This window comes from Lysobacter sp. KACC 24251 (genome assembly GCF_057747755.1).
This window is the reverse complement of sequence record NZ_CM173222.1, coordinates 3041640-3057712: the sequence shown is the minus strand read 5'-3', so window position 1 is coordinate 3057712 and position 16073 is coordinate 3041640. Positions and strand designations below refer to the sequence as shown.

15 protein-coding genes and 1 tRNA gene are annotated in these 16073 nt (G+C 70.9%); 9 read left to right on the top strand and 7 right to left on the bottom strand.

The genetic code is table 11. The features are described 5' to 3' along the window. Position 1: 1 nt before the first annotated feature. Complete coding sequence (locus AC3ARF_RS14130) at positions 2-856, top strand: OmpA family protein (protein ID WP_498928947.1); 855 nt, start codon at positions 2-4, stop codon at positions 854-856. Between the two features lie 36 nt (positions 857-892). Here AC3ARF_RS14130 and tssA read toward each other — a convergent pair whose 3' ends face one another. Together tssA and AC3ARF_RS14120 are read right to left on the bottom strand one after the other, a co-directional pair. Continuing rightward, on the bottom strand, positions 893-1957 hold the full coding sequence (gene tssA / locus AC3ARF_RS14125; protein WP_498928945.1) for a type VI secretion system protein TssA: 1065 nt from the start codon (positions 1955-1957) through the stop codon (positions 893-895). A gap of 115 nt (positions 1958-2072) precedes the next feature. Beyond that, positions 2073-2149, bottom strand: a tRNA-Arg gene (locus AC3ARF_RS14120). Between the two features lie 162 nt (positions 2150-2311). On the opposite strand from AC3ARF_RS14120, the gene ubiA reads away from it, so the two are divergent. Further along, positions 2312-3217 carry a 4-hydroxybenzoate octaprenyltransferase gene (ubiA, locus tag AC3ARF_RS14115; RefSeq protein ID WP_498928943.1) on the top strand — a complete coding sequence of 302 codons (906 nt, stop codon included), beginning with the start codon at positions 2312-2314 and terminating at the stop codon, positions 3215-3217. A gap of 2 nt (positions 3218-3219) precedes the next feature. Here the strand turns inward: ubiA and AC3ARF_RS14110 are convergent, their stop codons facing one another. Further along, positions 3220-3933 carry a ComF family protein gene (locus tag AC3ARF_RS14110; protein ID WP_498931899.1) on the bottom strand — a complete coding sequence of 238 codons (714 nt, stop codon included), beginning with the start codon at positions 3931-3933 and terminating at the stop codon, positions 3220-3222. Positions 3934-4078: 145 nt separating this feature from the next. Here AC3ARF_RS14110 and bioB point away from each other — a divergent pair, with 145 nt between their 5' ends. The 5 genes from bioB (at position 4079) to AC3ARF_RS14085 (ending at position 9313) form a co-directional block, all read left to right on the top strand. Then, complete coding sequence (gene bioB, locus AC3ARF_RS14105; RefSeq protein WP_498928941.1) at positions 4079-5167, top strand: biotin synthase BioB; 1089 nt, start codon at positions 4079-4081, stop codon at positions 5165-5167. 3 nt (positions 5168-5170) lie between these two features. Continuing rightward, positions 5171-6370 carry an 8-amino-7-oxononanoate synthase gene (bioF, locus tag AC3ARF_RS14100; protein WP_498928940.1) on the top strand — a complete coding sequence of 400 codons (1200 nt, stop codon included), beginning with the start codon at positions 5171-5173 and terminating at the stop codon, positions 6368-6370. A gap of 139 nt (positions 6371-6509) precedes the next feature. Further along, positions 6510-7307: a pimeloyl-ACP methyl ester esterase BioH gene (gene bioH / locus AC3ARF_RS14095; RefSeq protein ID WP_498931897.1), complete on the top strand. Its 798-nt coding sequence runs from the start codon at positions 6510-6512 to the stop codon at positions 7305-7307. 84 nt (positions 7308-7391) lie between these two features. After that, entirely contained in the window at positions 7392-8312 is a 921-nt protein-coding gene (bioC, locus tag AC3ARF_RS14090; protein WP_498928939.1) for a malonyl-ACP O-methyltransferase BioC, read from the top strand. Beyond that, positions 8309-9313 (top strand): multidrug resistance efflux transporter family protein, encoded by a 1005-nt coding sequence (locus tag AC3ARF_RS14085; protein ID WP_498928937.1) that lies wholly within the window; start codon positions 8309-8311, stop codon positions 9311-9313. The genes bioC and AC3ARF_RS14085 overlap by 4 nt, the downstream gene beginning before the upstream one ends. 21 nt (positions 9314-9334) lie before the next feature. On the opposite strand, the gene AC3ARF_RS14080 is transcribed toward AC3ARF_RS14085, so the two are convergent. The 4 genes from AC3ARF_RS14080 to AC3ARF_RS14065 all read right to left on the bottom strand — a co-directional run bounded on the left by AC3ARF_RS14080 (position 9335) and on the right by AC3ARF_RS14065 (position 12965). After that, complete coding sequence (locus tag AC3ARF_RS14080) at positions 9335-10831, bottom strand: ArnT family glycosyltransferase (RefSeq protein WP_498928936.1); 1497 nt, start codon at positions 10829-10831, stop codon at positions 9335-9337. Positions 10832-10906: 75 nt separating this feature from the next. Then, a complete protein-coding gene (locus AC3ARF_RS14075) occupies positions 10907-11446 on the bottom strand; it encodes a cytochrome b (protein ID WP_498928934.1) in 540 nt (179 codons plus the stop codon). Between the two features lie 107 nt (positions 11447-11553). Next, positions 11554-11979, bottom strand: coding sequence for a ketosteroid isomerase-related protein (locus AC3ARF_RS14070; protein WP_498928932.1), 426 nt, complete (start codon positions 11977-11979; stop codon positions 11554-11556). Beyond that, entirely contained in the window at positions 11976-12965 is a 990-nt protein-coding gene (locus AC3ARF_RS14065; protein WP_498928930.1) for a pyridoxal-phosphate dependent enzyme, read from the bottom strand. The genes AC3ARF_RS14070 and AC3ARF_RS14065 overlap by 4 nt, the downstream gene beginning before the upstream one ends. A 156-nt stretch (positions 12966-13121) precedes the next feature. Between AC3ARF_RS14065 and AC3ARF_RS14060 the strand changes: the two genes are divergently transcribed. Both AC3ARF_RS14060 and mnmG read left to right on the top strand, forming a co-directional pair. Then, positions 13122-13637, top strand: a complete 516-nt coding sequence (locus tag AC3ARF_RS14060) for a hypothetical protein (protein ID WP_498928928.1) — start codon at positions 13122-13124, stop codon at positions 13635-13637. Between the two features lie 469 nt (positions 13638-14106). Continuing rightward, on the top strand, positions 14107-16017 hold the full coding sequence (gene mnmG / locus AC3ARF_RS14055) for a tRNA uridine-5-carboxymethylaminomethyl(34) synthesis enzyme MnmG (protein ID WP_498928926.1): 1911 nt from the start codon (positions 14107-14109) through the stop codon (positions 16015-16017). The last annotated feature ends 56 nt before the right edge of the window (positions 16018-16073 follow it).

Genomic DNA, 16073 nt, shown 5'->3' with positions numbered 1-16073 from the left:
CATGGCGAAGGGCACGATCGGAAGGACGGGTGCGGGGTGGATTACGCTGCTGGTGGTGATGGCTGCGGCGTCCGGTGCTTCGGTGTGGGCGCAGGCGGGCGCGGGCGGCACTGCCGCGTCGCTCGCACCCGCGAGTCCCGCAGGCGACACGGCGGCCGGCGCAGAGGGCAAACCGGTCATCGTCACCGGCACCGTGCCGGATGAGGCTACCCGCGCCGCCGTGCTGGCGCGACTGCGCGCGCTGTACGGCGACGCGCGCGTGGTTGACCGGATCGAAGTGGACGACGTGGTCGCGCCGCCCAACTGGCAGTCGCACGTGGTCAACCTGCTGGGTGACGACCTTCGCCAGGTCTCGGCGGGACAGCTGGAGGTCAATGGCAACGTCGTGCGCCTGCAAGGCGAGGTCGGCAACGAGGCGCAGCGCCAACAGCTGGCCAGCCGCCTGTCGACCTCGCTCAACCGCACGTGGACGGTGCACAACGGCCTGCGCGTCGGAGGCTCCAAGCAGGCGGTGCTCGACCAGGCGCTCGCCAACCGCACCATCGAGTTCCAGAGCGGCAGCGCCAACCTGACCGCGCAGGGCATCGCGGTGCTGGAGCAGATGGCCGCGGCCATGCGCAGCATCGGCGGTGCCCGGGTCCGGGTCAGCGGCCACACCGACAATGTCGGCGCACGCTCGGCCAACATCGCGCTCAGCCAGTCACGCGCGGAAGCCGTGCGTCGCTATCTGGAGAGCGCCGGCATCGACGCCTCGCGCATGACCGTGCAGGGCCTTGGGCCCGATCGCCCGCTGGCCGACAACAGCAGCGCTGACGGCCGCGCACGCAACCGCCGCATCGAGTTCACCGTGCTCTGAGCGCGTTCACGGGCAGCAGCCGAGCAAAGGCGCCGGTTACTCCCGCGCCTCTCCCGGCTCGTCGATGTCCAGCAGCTCCTGCATCTGCGCGAGCGTGCTGTCGTCCTTGATCACCCGCTTGAGCCAGACGTGCAGGGGCATCTCACCCCAGCGTGCGGCCTTGTCGGCAAGGTAGGCCACCGGACTGTGTGGCTCGGTGCGGCGGAAGAACTCGGCCACCCGCCGCAGTTGGGCGATCGCCTCCTTGCGCGTGGTGATTGCGCCATTGGGCACCGGCGCAACGGCCGTCGCCGGCGCGCCCGCACCGTCATTCGCCAGCGTCGTGTCACCGAAGGGATCGGCCATTGCTGCGGCGGAATCGGGGCTCTCGCCATCCAGCAACACCCCCGCCTCGCGCGCGAACCGCCGGACCACGTCCTCCAGGTGCGCCAGTTGGTCGCGCACGGCGGTGAAGCTCGGCCCATCCAAGCCCAGGCGCGCATCCACCGCCTGCTCCAAGGTCTGCAAGGCGATGCGGCACGCAGGCAGGGTCTCCACCAGTTGTGCATAGAAGCCGTGCGCAGTCGCCCGTCGCGCCGCCTCCAACGTGGCCAGTGAGGCGCCCTCGTGGTCGTCGCCACGTCGTGCGCGCGCCGACTCGAAGTCGGCCAGGCCAAAGCGGCCCTGTGGCGCCTGGGTCAGCGGCAGTTCGCGCATCCACGTCATCGATTGCGCCAGCAGCCAGGTCAGCGTGCCGATGCGCTGCTCGAAGTCGCCATCGTCCGCCTGCGGGTGCAGGGTGTCCCAGAACCCGTCGCACAGGCCTGCCACCAGCCGGTAACCATCGGCCAGGCCGGCGAAGCCGCGCTGCCGGGTCTGCGCTTCGGCCCACCACACCGCCAGCTGCAGGTCCTTGCTTCGCGCGCCCAGCAGCTCGCCGCAGCGGCGAGCCACTTGCGGCCAGTCGGCGGTCTTGAGCTCGGTGACCCACTCGCCCTGCGCCAGGGTCGGGTCGTCGGCGCGCCGCGCGTCGCGGATCGCGTCGTAATCGAGGGAAAACGAAAGGTCTGCGCCAGCAGGCGCGTCCCCGGCGAGCGGGGCGAGGAGAACGTCCAGTTCCACGAGTGCAGGTCCGTTGCGTCGTTATGCGGTCATGCTACCACTGCGCAACGGGGTGCCAAGACAGGCAGGCGCCAAGTCGGCTGGGCTGCGGCGGACTGATCGTGGCGATGGGGAATGGCGCGCCCGGAGGGATTCGAACCCCCGACCAATGGCTTCGGAAGCCACTACTCTATCCGGCTGAGCTACGGGCGCGTGGTACTGCGTCGCCGCCGGCTTCGCGCCGTGCGGGATGGGCATTCTAGCGGGAAAAGTCCGCGGCTGTCCGCCCGGGCCCGCGGGACGCCACCCCGGGGTGCGACAATGCCGGCCTCCGTCGCGCGGTCGGCGACGTCGTCTCCCGTGATTCCCCCCGCCATGTCCTACGAACGCTTCGAATCCCCCAGCACGGCCGTGGTCCCGCAATGGCGGCGAAAACTGGCGCTGTACTGGCAGCTGGTGCGCGGCGACCGGCCCATCGGGTGGCTGCTGCTGCTGTGGCCGACGTGGTGGGCGCTGTGGCTCGCTGCCGATGGCGTGCCGCCGATGTGGACGCTGTTCGTGTTCAGCGCCGGCGTATGGCTGACGCGGTCGGCTGGCTGCGTGATCAACGACTACGCCGACCGCTGGCTTGACCCGCACGTGGAGCGCACCCAGGGACGTCCGCTGGCCACCGGCGCGGTGGGCGGCCGCGAGGCGCTGGCGGTGTTCGCGGTGCTGATGCTGGTGGCGTTCGCGCTGGTGCTGACCATGAACCGGCTGACGGTGTGGCTGAGCGTGGTGGGCGTGTTCCTCGCCGCCAGCTACCCGTACCTCAAGCGCTACACCTACCTGCCTCAGGTCTACCTCGGCCTCGCGTTCGGCTGGAGCATCCCGATGGCCTTCGCCGCGGTGCAGGGCACGGTGCCGCCGGTGGCGTGGCTGCTGTACGTGGCCAACATCTTCTGGACCACCGCGTACGACACCTGGTACGCGATGGTCGACCGCGACGACGACCTGAAGGTGGGCAGCAAGTCCACCGCGATCCTGTTCGGCGAACTGGACCTGGTGGCGCAGGGCGTGCTGTACGCGCTTGCGTTCGCGGCGTTCGCGCTGGTCGGGCAGCGTGCCGGGCTGGGCCAGTACTGGTGGCTGGGCCTGGCCGTGGGCGCGCTGCTGGTGGTGTACGAATTCGCCATCGCCCGCGGCCGCGCGCGCGAGGCCTGCTTCAGGGCTTTCCTGCACAACCACTGGGTGGGCGCGGCGATCTTTGTGGGGTTGGCACTGGATCGCGGGCTGGGCTGAGCTCAAAGCGCCCGCGCGACCACCCACGCGTCCACCCGCCGCACGCCGGCCTCGCGCAGCGCCCAAGCGGCCGCGTGCAGGGTGGCGCCGGTGGTCATCACGTCATCGACCAGCACCACGTGCGCCGGCAGCGGACCGCGAGTGCCCACCGCGAAGGCATCGTCGAGGTTGCCCTGGCGCGCATCGGCATCCAGCGTGGACTGCGGCCGGGTGTGGCGGATGCGTTGCAGCAGGTCGTCGCGCAGCCGCAAGCCGAGGCCCCGTGCCAGCGGCGCCGCGATCTCGCGTGCCTGGTTGTAGCCGCGCTCGCGCAGGCGCCGGCGGTGCAGTGGTACCGGGACCAGCGCATCGGGGGCAGGCAGGTCGGCGAAGGCCTCGGCCATCAGTCGGGCGAGCAGGCGCGCCACGGCGAGGTTGCCGTGGAATTTCAACTGCGGCAGCAGCCGGTCCAAGGGGGCGGCGTAGGCGAACGCGGCGCGGGTGCGGGCGACGGGCGGGGGCTCGTGTTCGCATAGGGTGCAGGTGGCCTGGTTGGCGGCGGTGCCTGGCACCGGCAGGGCGCAGCGGTGACAGGCCGCACCGCTCCAGGGCAACTGGCGGTCGCAGTGGGCACACAGGTCGCGGCCATCCTGCCCGGGGTCGCCGCAGATCAGGCAGCGGGATGGCCACAGCGCGCCGACCAGGGGTCGCAGAGCGGCATCCCAGGCGGCGCGCAGGCCGCCCGTCGCGGGCAGGAACGCGACCCGCTCCAGATGGGCGCCGTGCCCGCTGTCAACTTCCAAGCGGGTGTTTTGGTTGACAGGGTCCGTCATGCTTTCCAGACTGCCCGCCTTCCCTCGTGCTGTCTGTCAGGCGCCGCCCATGCAAGTTGTCAGTGAAATCCCCGCCGTGCCGTCGCCGCCGCCGCGCCACGACTGGTCCCGCTCCGAGGTCCGCGCGCTCATGGACCTGCCGTTCCCCGAGCTGCTGCACCGCGCCGCCAGCGTGCACCGCCAACACTTCGACCCGGCCGAGGTGCAGGTCAGCACCCTCCTGTCGGTCAAAACCGGCGGCTGCCCCGAGGACTGCGCCTACTGCCCGCAGGCCCAGCGCTACGACACCGGCGTCGATGCCAGCAAGCTGATGAGCACCGAGGCGGTGCTGGAGAAGGCCAAGGCCGCCAAGGCCGCCGGCGCAAGCCGCTTCTGCATGGGCGCGGCGTGGCGCTCGCCGGCCGACCGCGACATCCCCAAGGTCGCGGCCATGATCAGCGAGGTGAAGGCGCTGGGGCTGGAGACCTGCGCCACGCTGGGCATGCTCAGCGGCCCGCAGGCGCAGGCGCTGCGCGAGGCCGGACTGGACTACTACAACCACAACCTCGACACCGCGCCCGACTTCTACAACCAGATCATCCACACCCGCGAGTTCCAGGACCGCCTGGACACGCTGGCGCACGTGCGCGACGCGGGCATGAAGACCTGCTGCGGCGGCATCGTCGGCATGGGCGAGAGCCGCGACCAGCGCGCCGGCCTGCTGCAGACCCTGGCCAACCTGCCGGCGCACCCGGACTCGGTGCCGATCAACCGGCTGGTGCAGGTGGAAGGGACACCGCTGGCCGGCACCACGGAGCTGGACCCCTTCGAATTTGTGCGTACCATCGCAGTTGCCCGGTTGTTGATGCCGCAGTCTATGGTGCGGTTGTCGGCCGGACGCGAGGCCATGAGCGATGAGTTGCAGGCGCTCTGTTTCCTCGCTGGCGCCAACTCGATCTTCTATGGGGAGAAGCTCTTGACTACCGGTAACCCGGATACCGAACGGGATCTGGCCCTGTTCGCCCGCCTTGGCCTGCGCCCGATGCAGGTCGCGGTGGAGGCGAAGGCCGGCACCGTGCACGCCGACATCATCGAAGGATCGAATCAGTACGGCGCGGAAGCCGGCGGCTGCGGCGCCCATTGTTCCTGCGCGGCCTGAGCCATGGCCCGCGCAGTCTGGCGTGACCGCATCCAGGCCGCCCGCGCCCAGCGCGCGGCCCAGCACAGGGTGCGCGAACGCCGCACCGTGACCCACCGCGATGGCGCGCGCTGCGAGGTGGACGGCCGCTGGCTGACCAACTTCTGCGGCAACGATTACCTGGGCCTGTCGCAGCATTTCAAGGTGACCGCGACGCTCGGCGACGTGGCCGCGCGCGAAGGCGCCGGTGGCGTGGCCTCGCACCTCGTGTGCGGTCACCATGCCGCGCACGAAGCGCTGGAGCGCGAGCTGGCCGACTGGCTCGGCGCTCCGCGCGCACTGCTCTTCGGCAGCGGCTACCTGGCCAATTTGGCCGTGGTCCAGGCGCTGCTCGGCGACGAGGACGTGTGCGTGCAGGACCGGCTCAACCACGCCAGCCTGATCGATGCCGCGCGCCTGGCCGGCTGTCGCCTGCGCCGTTATCCGCATGCCGATGCCGAAGGCGCCATCCGCCAGTTGCGCAGCGTGCCGGACGGCATGGCGATGCTGGCCACCGATGGCGTGTTCAGCATGGACGGCGACATCGCGCCGCTGCGCGAACTCTCGCTGGCCGCACGCGTGCAGAAGGCGCTGATGTACGTCGACGACGCGCACGGCGTGGGCGTCATCGGCCCCGACGGCCGCGGTTCGGTCGCCGCGGCGCGGATGGGCGTGGAGCAGGTGCCGCTGCAGCTGGCCACGCTCGGCAAGGCGCTGGGTGGCTACGGCGCGGCGGTGGTCGGCGATGCCGACCTGATCAACCACCTCGCCGAAACCGCGCGGCCGTACATCTACACCACCGCGCTGCCGCCGGCGCAGGCCGCGGCGTCGCTGGCGGCGGTGAAGCTGGCGCGCAGCGAGCATTGGCGTCGCGAGCGCCTGCATGAGCTGGCCGTTCGCCTGCGCGAGCGCTCCAAGGGGCACGGCTTCAAGCTGCTGCCCTCGGACACGCCCATCCAGCCGCTGGTCTGCGGCGACGAGCGCGTGGCGATGGCGATGGCGCACGCACTGGAAATGCAGGGCTTCTGGGTGGCGGCGATCCGTCCGCCGACGGTGCCGGAGGGCAGTGCGCGCCTGCGCATCACCCTGTCGGCGCTGCACACCCCGGCCGACGTGGATGCGCTGGTCGAGGCCTTGGCGTGGGCGCGCGACGCTGTCGAACACGGCTACGACGCGGTCGCCTGAGCACGGCGGCCGCTTTGACGCGCTGATCGGGTCCGCAACTGCACGTTGTCGCGGGACACGGGCCGGCGCGCACCCCATTTCGTGAGGCGTTGCGGCGCTGTTTCGTCCCCGCTTCCTGTAGTCAGATCCACTGATGAACTTGCATATCGAATCCCACGGCCGCGGGCCGTCGCTGGCCCTCGTCCATGGCTGGGCCATGCACGGCGGCCTGTTCATGCCGCTGGTCGAGCGCTTGGCTGACCGTTACACCCTGCACCTGGTCGACCTGCCGGGCCACGGCCATTCGCGCGAATCGACCTGGCCGCTCTCGCCCGAGGCGCTGTCGGCCGAACTGGTCGCGCGCGTGCCCGATGCGGTGTGGCTGGGCTGGTCGCTGGGCGGGCAGTTCGCGCTTCGCGCCGCGCTCGACCATCCGGAGGCCGTGCGTGGGGTGGTGCTGATCGCTTCCTCACCGCGCTTCGTGACTGGCGAGGACTGGCCGCACGGAGTCGGCCCCGACCTGTTCCGCGATTTCGGCGCCGCATTGCGGCGCGATTTCCGCGGTACGCTGGAGGGCTTCCTCGCGCTGGAGTCGCTGGGCTCGGCCACCGCGCAGGAAGACCTGCGCAACCTCAAGGGGCACGCCTTCGAACGCGGCGAGCCGGCGGAGCGCGCGTTGCAGGAAGGCCTGGCCCTGCTCGATCGGGCCGACTTGCGTGAGGACCTCACCCGGCTGAAGGTGCCCAGCCTGTGGATCTCCGGCCGACGCGACCGCCTGGTGCCGGCGGGTGCGATGCCGGCCGCAGCCAAGCTGGCGCATGCCGCCCGCAGCGTGGTGATCGCCAACGCCGGCCACGCGCCGTTCCTCAGTGCCACGGCGCAGGTGGCCGACGAACTCGACCAATTCATGCAGGCGCTGCCCGGGCTTCCGGGCCACAATAGCGCCCAGGCCGGCTAGGCGCCGGCATCCCCCGCCAAGGACGACGGCGCGCGGTGTCCCCGACCCGCCCGCCCGCGCGATGGAACGCGCGCCAGGAACGCCATGACCGAACTGTTCGACCATCGCCAGGTGCGCCGCAGCTTCTCGCGTGCCGCGCAGCATTACGACTCCGCCGCCGCCCTGCAGCGCGAAGTGGGCGCCCGCCTGTCCGAATCGCTGGACTACTACCTCGACGCCTCGCGCAACGCGCCGGTACCGCAGGTCATCGTGGACCTGGGCTGCGGCCCCGGTCATGCCGCCGCGGCCATGCAGAAGCGCTGGCCGAAGGCACAGGTGATCGCGCTGGACCTGGCGATGGGCATGCTGCGGCAGACCCGCGTCAACACCGCGGGCCGCCTGCCCGCGTTCCTGGATTTCGCGCGCCGCCCCGAGCCGGTGTGTGCCGACGTGGCGCGGTTGCCGCTGCGCGACGCCAGCGTCGACATCCTGTATTCCAACCTGTGCCTGCAGTGGCTGGACGACCTGCCGGCGGTGTTCGCCGGGTTCCGCCGCGTCCTCAAGCCCGGCGGCATGCTGCTGGTGTCGACCTTCGGCCCGGACACGTTGTTCGAACTGCGCGGTGCCTTTTCAGAAGCCGATGCCGCGCCGCACGTCAGCCTGTTCCCTTCGATCGCGCAGTTTGGCGACGCGCTGATCGCCGCCGGTTTCAAGGACCCGGTGCTCGACCGCGACGAGTTCACCGCGCGCCACGACGACATGGCGCTGCTGATGCGCGAGCTGCGCACCCTGGGCGCAACCAACGCCATGCAGGACCGCCGCCGCGCGCTCACCGGCCGCGCGCGCTTCGCCCGCGCCGCGCAGGCCTACGAGCAGCTGCGGGGTGAGGACGGCAAGCTGCCGGCGACGTGGGAAGTGATCTACGCCCACGCGTGGGGCCCGCCGCCCGGCGCGCCGATCCGGGTCGGGGGCGTGGACGAGGTGCAGGTGCCGGTGTCGAGCATCAAGGTCAGGAAGCGCGGATGACCGGCCCTGCCCACAGGGCCAGTCGAATCGCGTTGTGGGCGGTGGCCATCGCCCTGCTGTCGGCCCTGTTCTTCACCTGCACCTACGTGCTCAACCGCGCCGCTGCGACCGACGGGGGCCATTGGGCGTGGACCGCGAGCCTGCGCTACCTGATCACGCTGCCGCTGATGCTGCTGGTGATGCCGTGGCAGGGCGGGGTTCGTCCCGTGTGGCGGGCGATGCGCGCGCATCCGTGGCCGTGGCTGGGCTGGAGCGGGGTGGGGTTCGTCGGTTTCTACCTGCTGCTCAGTTACGCCGCCGCCAGCGGGCCGTCGTGGCTGGTGGCGGGCACCTTCCAGCTCACCGTCATCGCCGGGATGCTGTGCGCACCGTTCCTGTACCGCGATGCCCGGGCGAAGGTGCCGCTGCCGGCGCTGGCGGTGGGTGCGCTGATCGTGGCGGGCGTGCTGATGATGCAGGTCGGCCACGGCGGCGGACTCGATCTGCACGGTTGGATCGCGCTCGCGTGCGTGGCGGTCTCGGCCTTCGCCTACCCGCTGGGCAATCGTGGCCTGCTGCTGCACCTGGAGCGCGTGGGCATCGAACTCAACGCCACCCAGCGGGTGTTCGGCATGACCCTGGCCAGCCAGCCGTTGTGGCTGCTGGTCGCCGCGTTCGCCTGGCAGCAGGCGGGCCCGCCGCCGATGGGCCAGGTGTGGCTGGCGGCTGGCGTCGCGCTGGGGGCGGGGATCATCGCCACGGTGCTGTTCTTCCAGGCCACCGGCATGGTGCGCAACGACCCGACCGCGCTGGCGGCCGCCGAGGCGATGCAGGCGGCGGAGTTGCTGTTCGCCACGGTGATCGGCGTGATGTGGCTGGACGAAGCATGGCCGCAGGGCCGCGCGCTGTGGGGCGCGGTGGTGGTCATCGTCGGCATCATCGCTTTCAGCGTGGTCGCCGCCCGCGCGGCGGCCGGCAATCGCAAGGCCACCGAGGCCCTGCAGGGCGACCACGGCGCGTAGTCCGGCACGGCGTGCCGCGGCTCAGCGCGTGGCCGGTTCCACCTTGAAGATGATCCGCCCGTGGTACGGCGCGCCCAGCGCGGTGGCGCGGTATCCGAGCGCCTCGATGCGCGCCCGCAGCTCGTCCCAGCGCGCCTGCTTGCACACCCACACCACGTGCGGTTCGTGCTCGCCCAGTTCGCGCGCCAGATCGGTGTCGTTGACCGGGTTGAAGCGCGCCTGCGGCTGCGGCTCCAGCGCAATCTTCTCCACCTCCGCGTCCAGGTGCAGGTGCAGGCCGTAACGCGCCATGTCCTCGAGGAACGCCACCTCGCGCACCGGCATGTCGGTACGCGCGCGGATCGCCTCGGCCCAGTCGGCCGCATTCTTGTGCGTGGGCCAGTGCGCGGCAGCAAACTTCAACGCCAGCAGCACCCCGGCCCACGCGGCAAGCCACGACCAGCGCGGCAGGCCGTGACCCTCCGCCTGGCGCTGGGCCGCGATGGCCAGCGCCATCGGCACGAACAGTGGCAACAGGTACAGCGGCATGCGCGACTGCGCGAAGCAGAACACCAGCAGCGGCAGGAAGATCCACAGCGCCAGCAGCAGGCTCGGCGCATCCTGCGCGCGCGCCGCATCGTCGCGGTACCAGCGCCGCACCCGCGTCGGCAATGCCCGCATCCATCGCCACAGCGGCGCACTCCAGGGCAGCGTGCCGATCAGCAGGGTGGGCGCGTACACCTGCAACCAGCCGTACCACTCGCCGTGGCGGCCGAACTCATTGGTGGTGACACGGCTCACCACCTCGTCGCCGATGAAGTACTCGAACAACCCGGGGTGGTTGAGCACTACCGCCACGTACCACGGCAGCGCCAGCAGCACGAACAGCGCCAACCCCCACCAGTGCAGGGTGCGCCGGCGCCGCTCGCGTGGCAGTAGCAGGTTGAAGGCGAACACCACCAGCAGCGGCAGCAGCGCGGGTGGGCCCTTGGTCAGGAAGCCCAGCGCGAACGCCACCCACATCAGCGCGATCCAGCCCAGCGTGGCGCGATCGCGGGCCGTCGCGCCCACGCGCCACTGCGCCTCGACGAAGGCGTACAGGGCGAGCGTCTCGAACGCCGCCAGCAGGTAGTCGGTGGTGATCAGCTGCGACGCACCCAGCGGCAACAGCATGGTCGCGTAGACCACGGCGGCCTGGTGCTGCGTGCCTGGCAGCAGCCGTCGCGCCAGCCGCCACGCCAACCACGCCGACAGCAGGTAGGCGAGCGCGGCGGGCAACCGTGCTGCCCACGGGTTGTGCCCGAATACCGCGACGCTGGCCGCGATGGCCCAGTAGGTCAGCGGCGGCTTGGTCCAGTGCCCGACTTCGTGGTGGCGGCGCGGGTTGAGCCAGTCGCCGCTGTCCAGCATGTTCAGCGCGACGTTGGTGTAGCGGCCTTCGTCCGGGTCCCAGATGCCGCGGCTGCCGAGGAAACCGAAAGCCAGCGCCAGCACCAGCGCGCAGATCCAGAATCCCGGTGAACGCAACAGTCGGGGCATGGCAGGCCCAGGCAGCGGAATCCGCGGACTCTACCCCAACTGCGGCGGCGGTTTATTGACCGCCGCGCCCGCCGGTCAGAGCATGCGGCGCAGGGTGTCGTCGCGGCGCACGAGATGGTGATAGAGCGCCGCCACCACGTGCAGGCCAATCACCCAGTAGAAGATCTCGCCGATCTGCCCATGCAGGTCCTCGAGCTGGTGCGCGAGATCCTCGTTGGGCGCGATCAGCGACGGCAGCGCCACCTGCGTGAGCGGGATGTACAGCGCCTTGTCATCGGCCCACGCGGTCGCCAGGCCCAGCAGCGGCATCACCAGGATGAAGGCATACAGCGCCAGGTGCAGCAACTTGGACGGCACCGCCTGCCACGCCGGGATGGCCGGGGTGATCGGGGGCACCGTGGCGCGGACGCGCAAGGCGACGCGCCACAGCGCCAGCGCCAGGATCGTCAGGCCGGTCCAGAAATGCGCCTGCACCATCGCCGCGCGCTCCGCGGTGCCGCGCTCGAACAGACCGCGCTGTTCGATGAAGAGATAGGCGGCCAACACCAGCAGCGCGACCAGCCAGTGCAGGTGGCGCAGGCCAGCGCCGTAACGGGGGCGGGACAGGGCATTCATCAGTGGCTCCGGGTCTGGCCAGCGTGGGTCGGGTCGGGAGGATGGTGCAGCAGGCAGACAGTGGCACGTTTGACCAGCGTCAAAGTGGTCACCGACCGGCCATGCGCTCAGCGGACCTGGGCGATCCAGTCCTCGAGGTTGTAGTAGTTGGTCACGCGATGGATGCGCCCGTCGTGGATCTCGAAGAACGCCCCGCCCGGCAACACGTAGGTCTGGCCGCGCGCCTCGGGCAGGCCCGGGTCGCTGGCCAGGTAGGTGCCGTGGACCACGTACTCGGCCGCGGCGCGGTTGCCGTCGGGCGAGGTCATCACCACGATGTCGTGCAGCTGTTCGCGGTAGCTGGCTTCCATCCGCGCCAGGAACCGGGCGAAGGCGGCCTTGCCGGTCTCGCGCGCGCCCTGGTTGAGGTCGTGGACCACGCCCTCGTCGAGCAGCGCCAGCATCGCTTCCCAGTCGCCGCGGTTGAACGCCGCGTAGTAGTCCAGCACCACCTCGGTGGCGCGGTCGTTGCTGCGGGTGCCGTCGATCTTCATGGAACCTCCTCGGCGCACGGGGCGAACAGGGCGGGCAGCGCGTCGAGGTCGACGTTGCCGCCCGACAGGATGATACCCACCCGCTTGCCGGCGAATTCGGCAGGATGCGCCAGCACGATCGCCAGGGCCACCGCCGACGAGGGCTCCACCAGCAGCTTGCCGCGCTGCCATAGCAGGCGCATCGCGGCCACCACCTGGGTGTCGGTGGCGGTCAGCACCCGCACGCCGTGCCGTTGCAGCAGGGCGAAGTTGGGTGCGCCCAGCGTGCCGCGCAGGCCGTCGCACACGGTGTCGGGGGTGAACTCGGTGACGCGCTCGCCGCGTTGCAGTGAGGCGAAGGTCTCGGCGGCGCCGGCGGGCTCGGCGCCGATCACCTGGCAGCCAGGCGCCCGCGCCGTAGCCGCGATGGCGGTGCCGCCAATCAGGCCGCCACCGCCCACCGGCGCCACCAGCCGGTCCAGGGTCGGCACCGCGGCCAGCAGCTCCAGCGCCGCGGTGCCCTGTCCGGCGATCACCCGCGGGTCGGTGTAGGGATGGACCAGGGTCGCGCCGGTCTCGGACTGGACCTGTGCGCAGCGCGCCTCGCGGGCGGCAATCGTCGGCGCGCAGGGATGCAGCGTGGCGCCATAGGCGCGGATGGCGGCGAGCTTGGCCGCCACCGCGCCTTCGGGCACGACCACGTGGCAGGCGATGCCGCGGGTGCGGGCCGCCAGGGCCAACGCCGCGCCGTGGTTGCCGGAGGAGTGGGTGACCACGCCCGCGCGGGCGGTGGCATCGTCCAGCGCCCAGACGGCGTTGCAGGCACCGCGGAACTTGAAGGCACCCGTACGTTGCAGCGGTTCGGCCTTGAAATGCAGTTCGCAGCCCGCCAGGGCATCGAGGCTGCGCGAGCGCAGGACGGGCGTGGCGTGGGCGTGCGGGGCGATGCGGGCGGCGGCCTCGAGCAGATCCTCGAAGCGGGGGAGGGCGGGGGTCGGATCGGTCATCGGCAAAAGCCTAGCGCACCCGACCGCTACGGCGGTGGCCAGCGGAACTGAAGGCCCGGCAACGCCCGCCGCACGGGTGACGACGGGCCGGCTGGATTAAGCGATAGTTCAATGGCTTGGCCGCAGATTGCGGGCAAGACCCCGGGGGATCCGACCATGTTGCGTAAACTGCTCCTGCCTGCCGTCGCCGCGACCCTGGTCGCCGGCTGCGTGACCACCGACTACGGCTACCGCGGTGGTCGTGGCGACTACTACTACGGCCAGCCGTACTCCGAATACCGCTACCACGGCGGCTATTACCCGTACGGTGCGTACCCCAACGGCTACTACGGGCGCTATCCGTACGGCGCCTACGGCTACCCGTACTACGGCTATCCCTACGGCGGCCACTACCGCTACCCGTACTACTACCGGCCCGGCTACCCGACCTATCCGCGTCCGCCGCAGGGCGACTCGGACCGCGACCGGCCGGCGCCGTGGCGCAATTACGACGAGATCATCCGCCGCCGGCAGGGCCAGACCCCGATGTCGTCGGGTGACACCCTGCGTCCGGCTACGGTGACACCGCGCCCGGCGGCGACCGAGCGACGCCGCTCCGGGTCGCGAATGGAGCAGATGATCCGTCAGGCCCAGCAGCGCGAGGGCGAGCGCCGCCGGACCGAGGAACCGTGACGCCTGAACCGACCCTGGCGGCCGGGTATTGACAGATTGCGTCGCAATGCGACGTAATCTGCCTGCACGAGCCTAGGTCGGCACCCGTCGAGGAACCACGGATCCCCCCTGTTCCGCCCTCGACGGGTGCCGGCGCCCGGCCCGGCCCGGGGCAAGCCTGGTGTCCGCCGCCCGGTCATGATGGCCGTGTTTCCCGCTCGATTCCGTTATGCGACCGCCGCGCGGTACGCGTTGCGCCCTGTCGGCGTGCGGGCAAAAAGAAAGGGGGCCGATGTCCCCCGACATTCGGCCCCCTGGGCTTCCCCTGCAAGTACGTGGCGGGCCCCTGTTCCAATGCCTGCCGGCGCATCGCGCCTGTCCTACCGGGTGCAGGGTAAGGATAAGCAGGAACCGTGCCAACAGCTGACGCAGAACTGTGGCGACGGTCTTCCGTGCCACGCAAGCGATTGATCGGCGTAGACTTTCACCGATGAGCGACTTTTTCCAATACGACGTGATCGTGGTCGGTGGCGGCCACGCCGGCACCGAGGCCGCACTGGCGGCGGCGCGCGCGGGTGCGCGCACCCTGCTGCTCACCCACAACGTCGAGACCGTGGGCGCGATGAGCTGCAACCCGGCGATCGGCGGCATCGGCAAGGGCCATCTGGTCAAGGAGATCGACGCGCTCGGCGGAATCATGGCGCGGGCCGCGGACGCCGCCGGGATCCAGTGGCGCCGGCTCAACGCCAGCAAGGGCCCGGCCGTGCGCGCCACGCGCTGCCAGGCCGACCGCGCGCTGTATCGCGCCTTCATCCGTCGCGCGGTGGAGGGTCAGGCCAACCTGACCCTATTCCAGGCCGCGGTGGACGACATCCTGTTCGGCGATGGCCCGCGTGGCGATGCGGGTCACGGCCGGGTGCGCGGCGTGGTCACCCAGACCGGGCTGGCCTTCCACGCACCGGCGGTGGTGCTGACCGCGGGCACGTTCCTCGCGGGCAAGGTGCACATCGGTCCCACCACCTACGCCGCCGGGCGCGCGGGTGATCCGCCGTCGGTGGCCTTGGCGGCCAGACTGCGCGAAGGCCCGTTCGTGGTCGACCGGCTCAAGACCGGCACCCCGCCGCGCATCGATGGCCGCTCCCTGGACTACACCGTGATGGAGGAGCAGCCGGGCGACGATCCGCGACCGGTGATGTCCTTCCTGGGCAGTGCGGCTGACCACCCGCGTCAGGTGTCGTGCTGGATCACCCACACCTCCGAGCGCACCCACGACATCATTCGCGGCGCGCTGGACCGCAGTCCGCTGTACACCGGCCAGATCGAGGGCATCGGCCCGCGCTACTGCCCCTCGATCGAGGACAAGGTGGTGCGCTTCGCCGAGAAGGACAGCCACCAGATCTTCGTCGAGCCCGAAGGCCTGGACGTCGCCGAGATCTACCCCAACGGCATTTCCACCTCGCTGCCGTTTGACGTGCAGCTGGCCCTGGTGCGCAGCATTCGCGGCTTCGAGCACGCGCACATCACCCGTGCCGGCTACGCCATCGAATACGACTTCTTCGACCCGCGCGGGCTGAAAAGCACGCTGGAGACCAAGGCCGTGGCCGGGCTGTTCTTCGCCGGCCAGATCAACGGCACCACCGGCTACGAAGAGGCCGCCGCGCAGGGCCTGCTGGCCGGCGTCAACGCCGCGCGCTTCGTGCGCGGGCACGAGGGCTGGAGCCCGCGCCGCGACGAGGCCTACCTCGGTGTGCTCGTTGATGACCTCATCACCCACGGCACCAGCGAGCCGTACCGCATGTTCACCAGCCGCGCCGAGTACCGGCTGCAGCTGCGCGAGGACAATGCCGACCTGCGCCTGACGCCGATCGGGCGCGAACTGGGCCTGGTCGACGACGCGCGCTTTGCCGCCTTCGACGCCAAGCGCGAGGCGATCGAGCGCGAACATGCGCGGCTGGGCGCGATCTGGGCCGCGCCCAACAACGCGCTCGGCCGCGAGGTGGGTGCGGTGCTGGGGGTGGAGGTCAGCCGCGAGACCAGTGCGCGCGATCTGCTCAAGCGCCCTGAACTGGACTACGCGAAGCTGATGTCGGTGCCCTCGCTGGGACCGGCGGTCGCCGACGTCGCGGTGGCCGAACAGGTCGAGATTGGCGTGAAGTACGCCGGCTACCTGGATCGCCAGCGCGAGGAGATCGAGCGCCAGCGCCGCCACGAAGACACCGTGATCCCCGCCGGCTTCGACTATGCCGGCGTACGTGGGCTGTCGGCCGAGGTGAAGCAGAAGCTGCAGCGCGTGCAGCCGCAGACCTTGGGCCAGGCGCAGCGCATCCCGGGCATGACCCCCGCGGCGATCTCGCTGTTGCTGGTGCACCTGACCCGACAGCGGCGCAGCCGCGTGGCCTGAAACCCCGACGAGGCATTCGTCACGCCACGCAGGATGGACGTCCGCGACCGACTGGC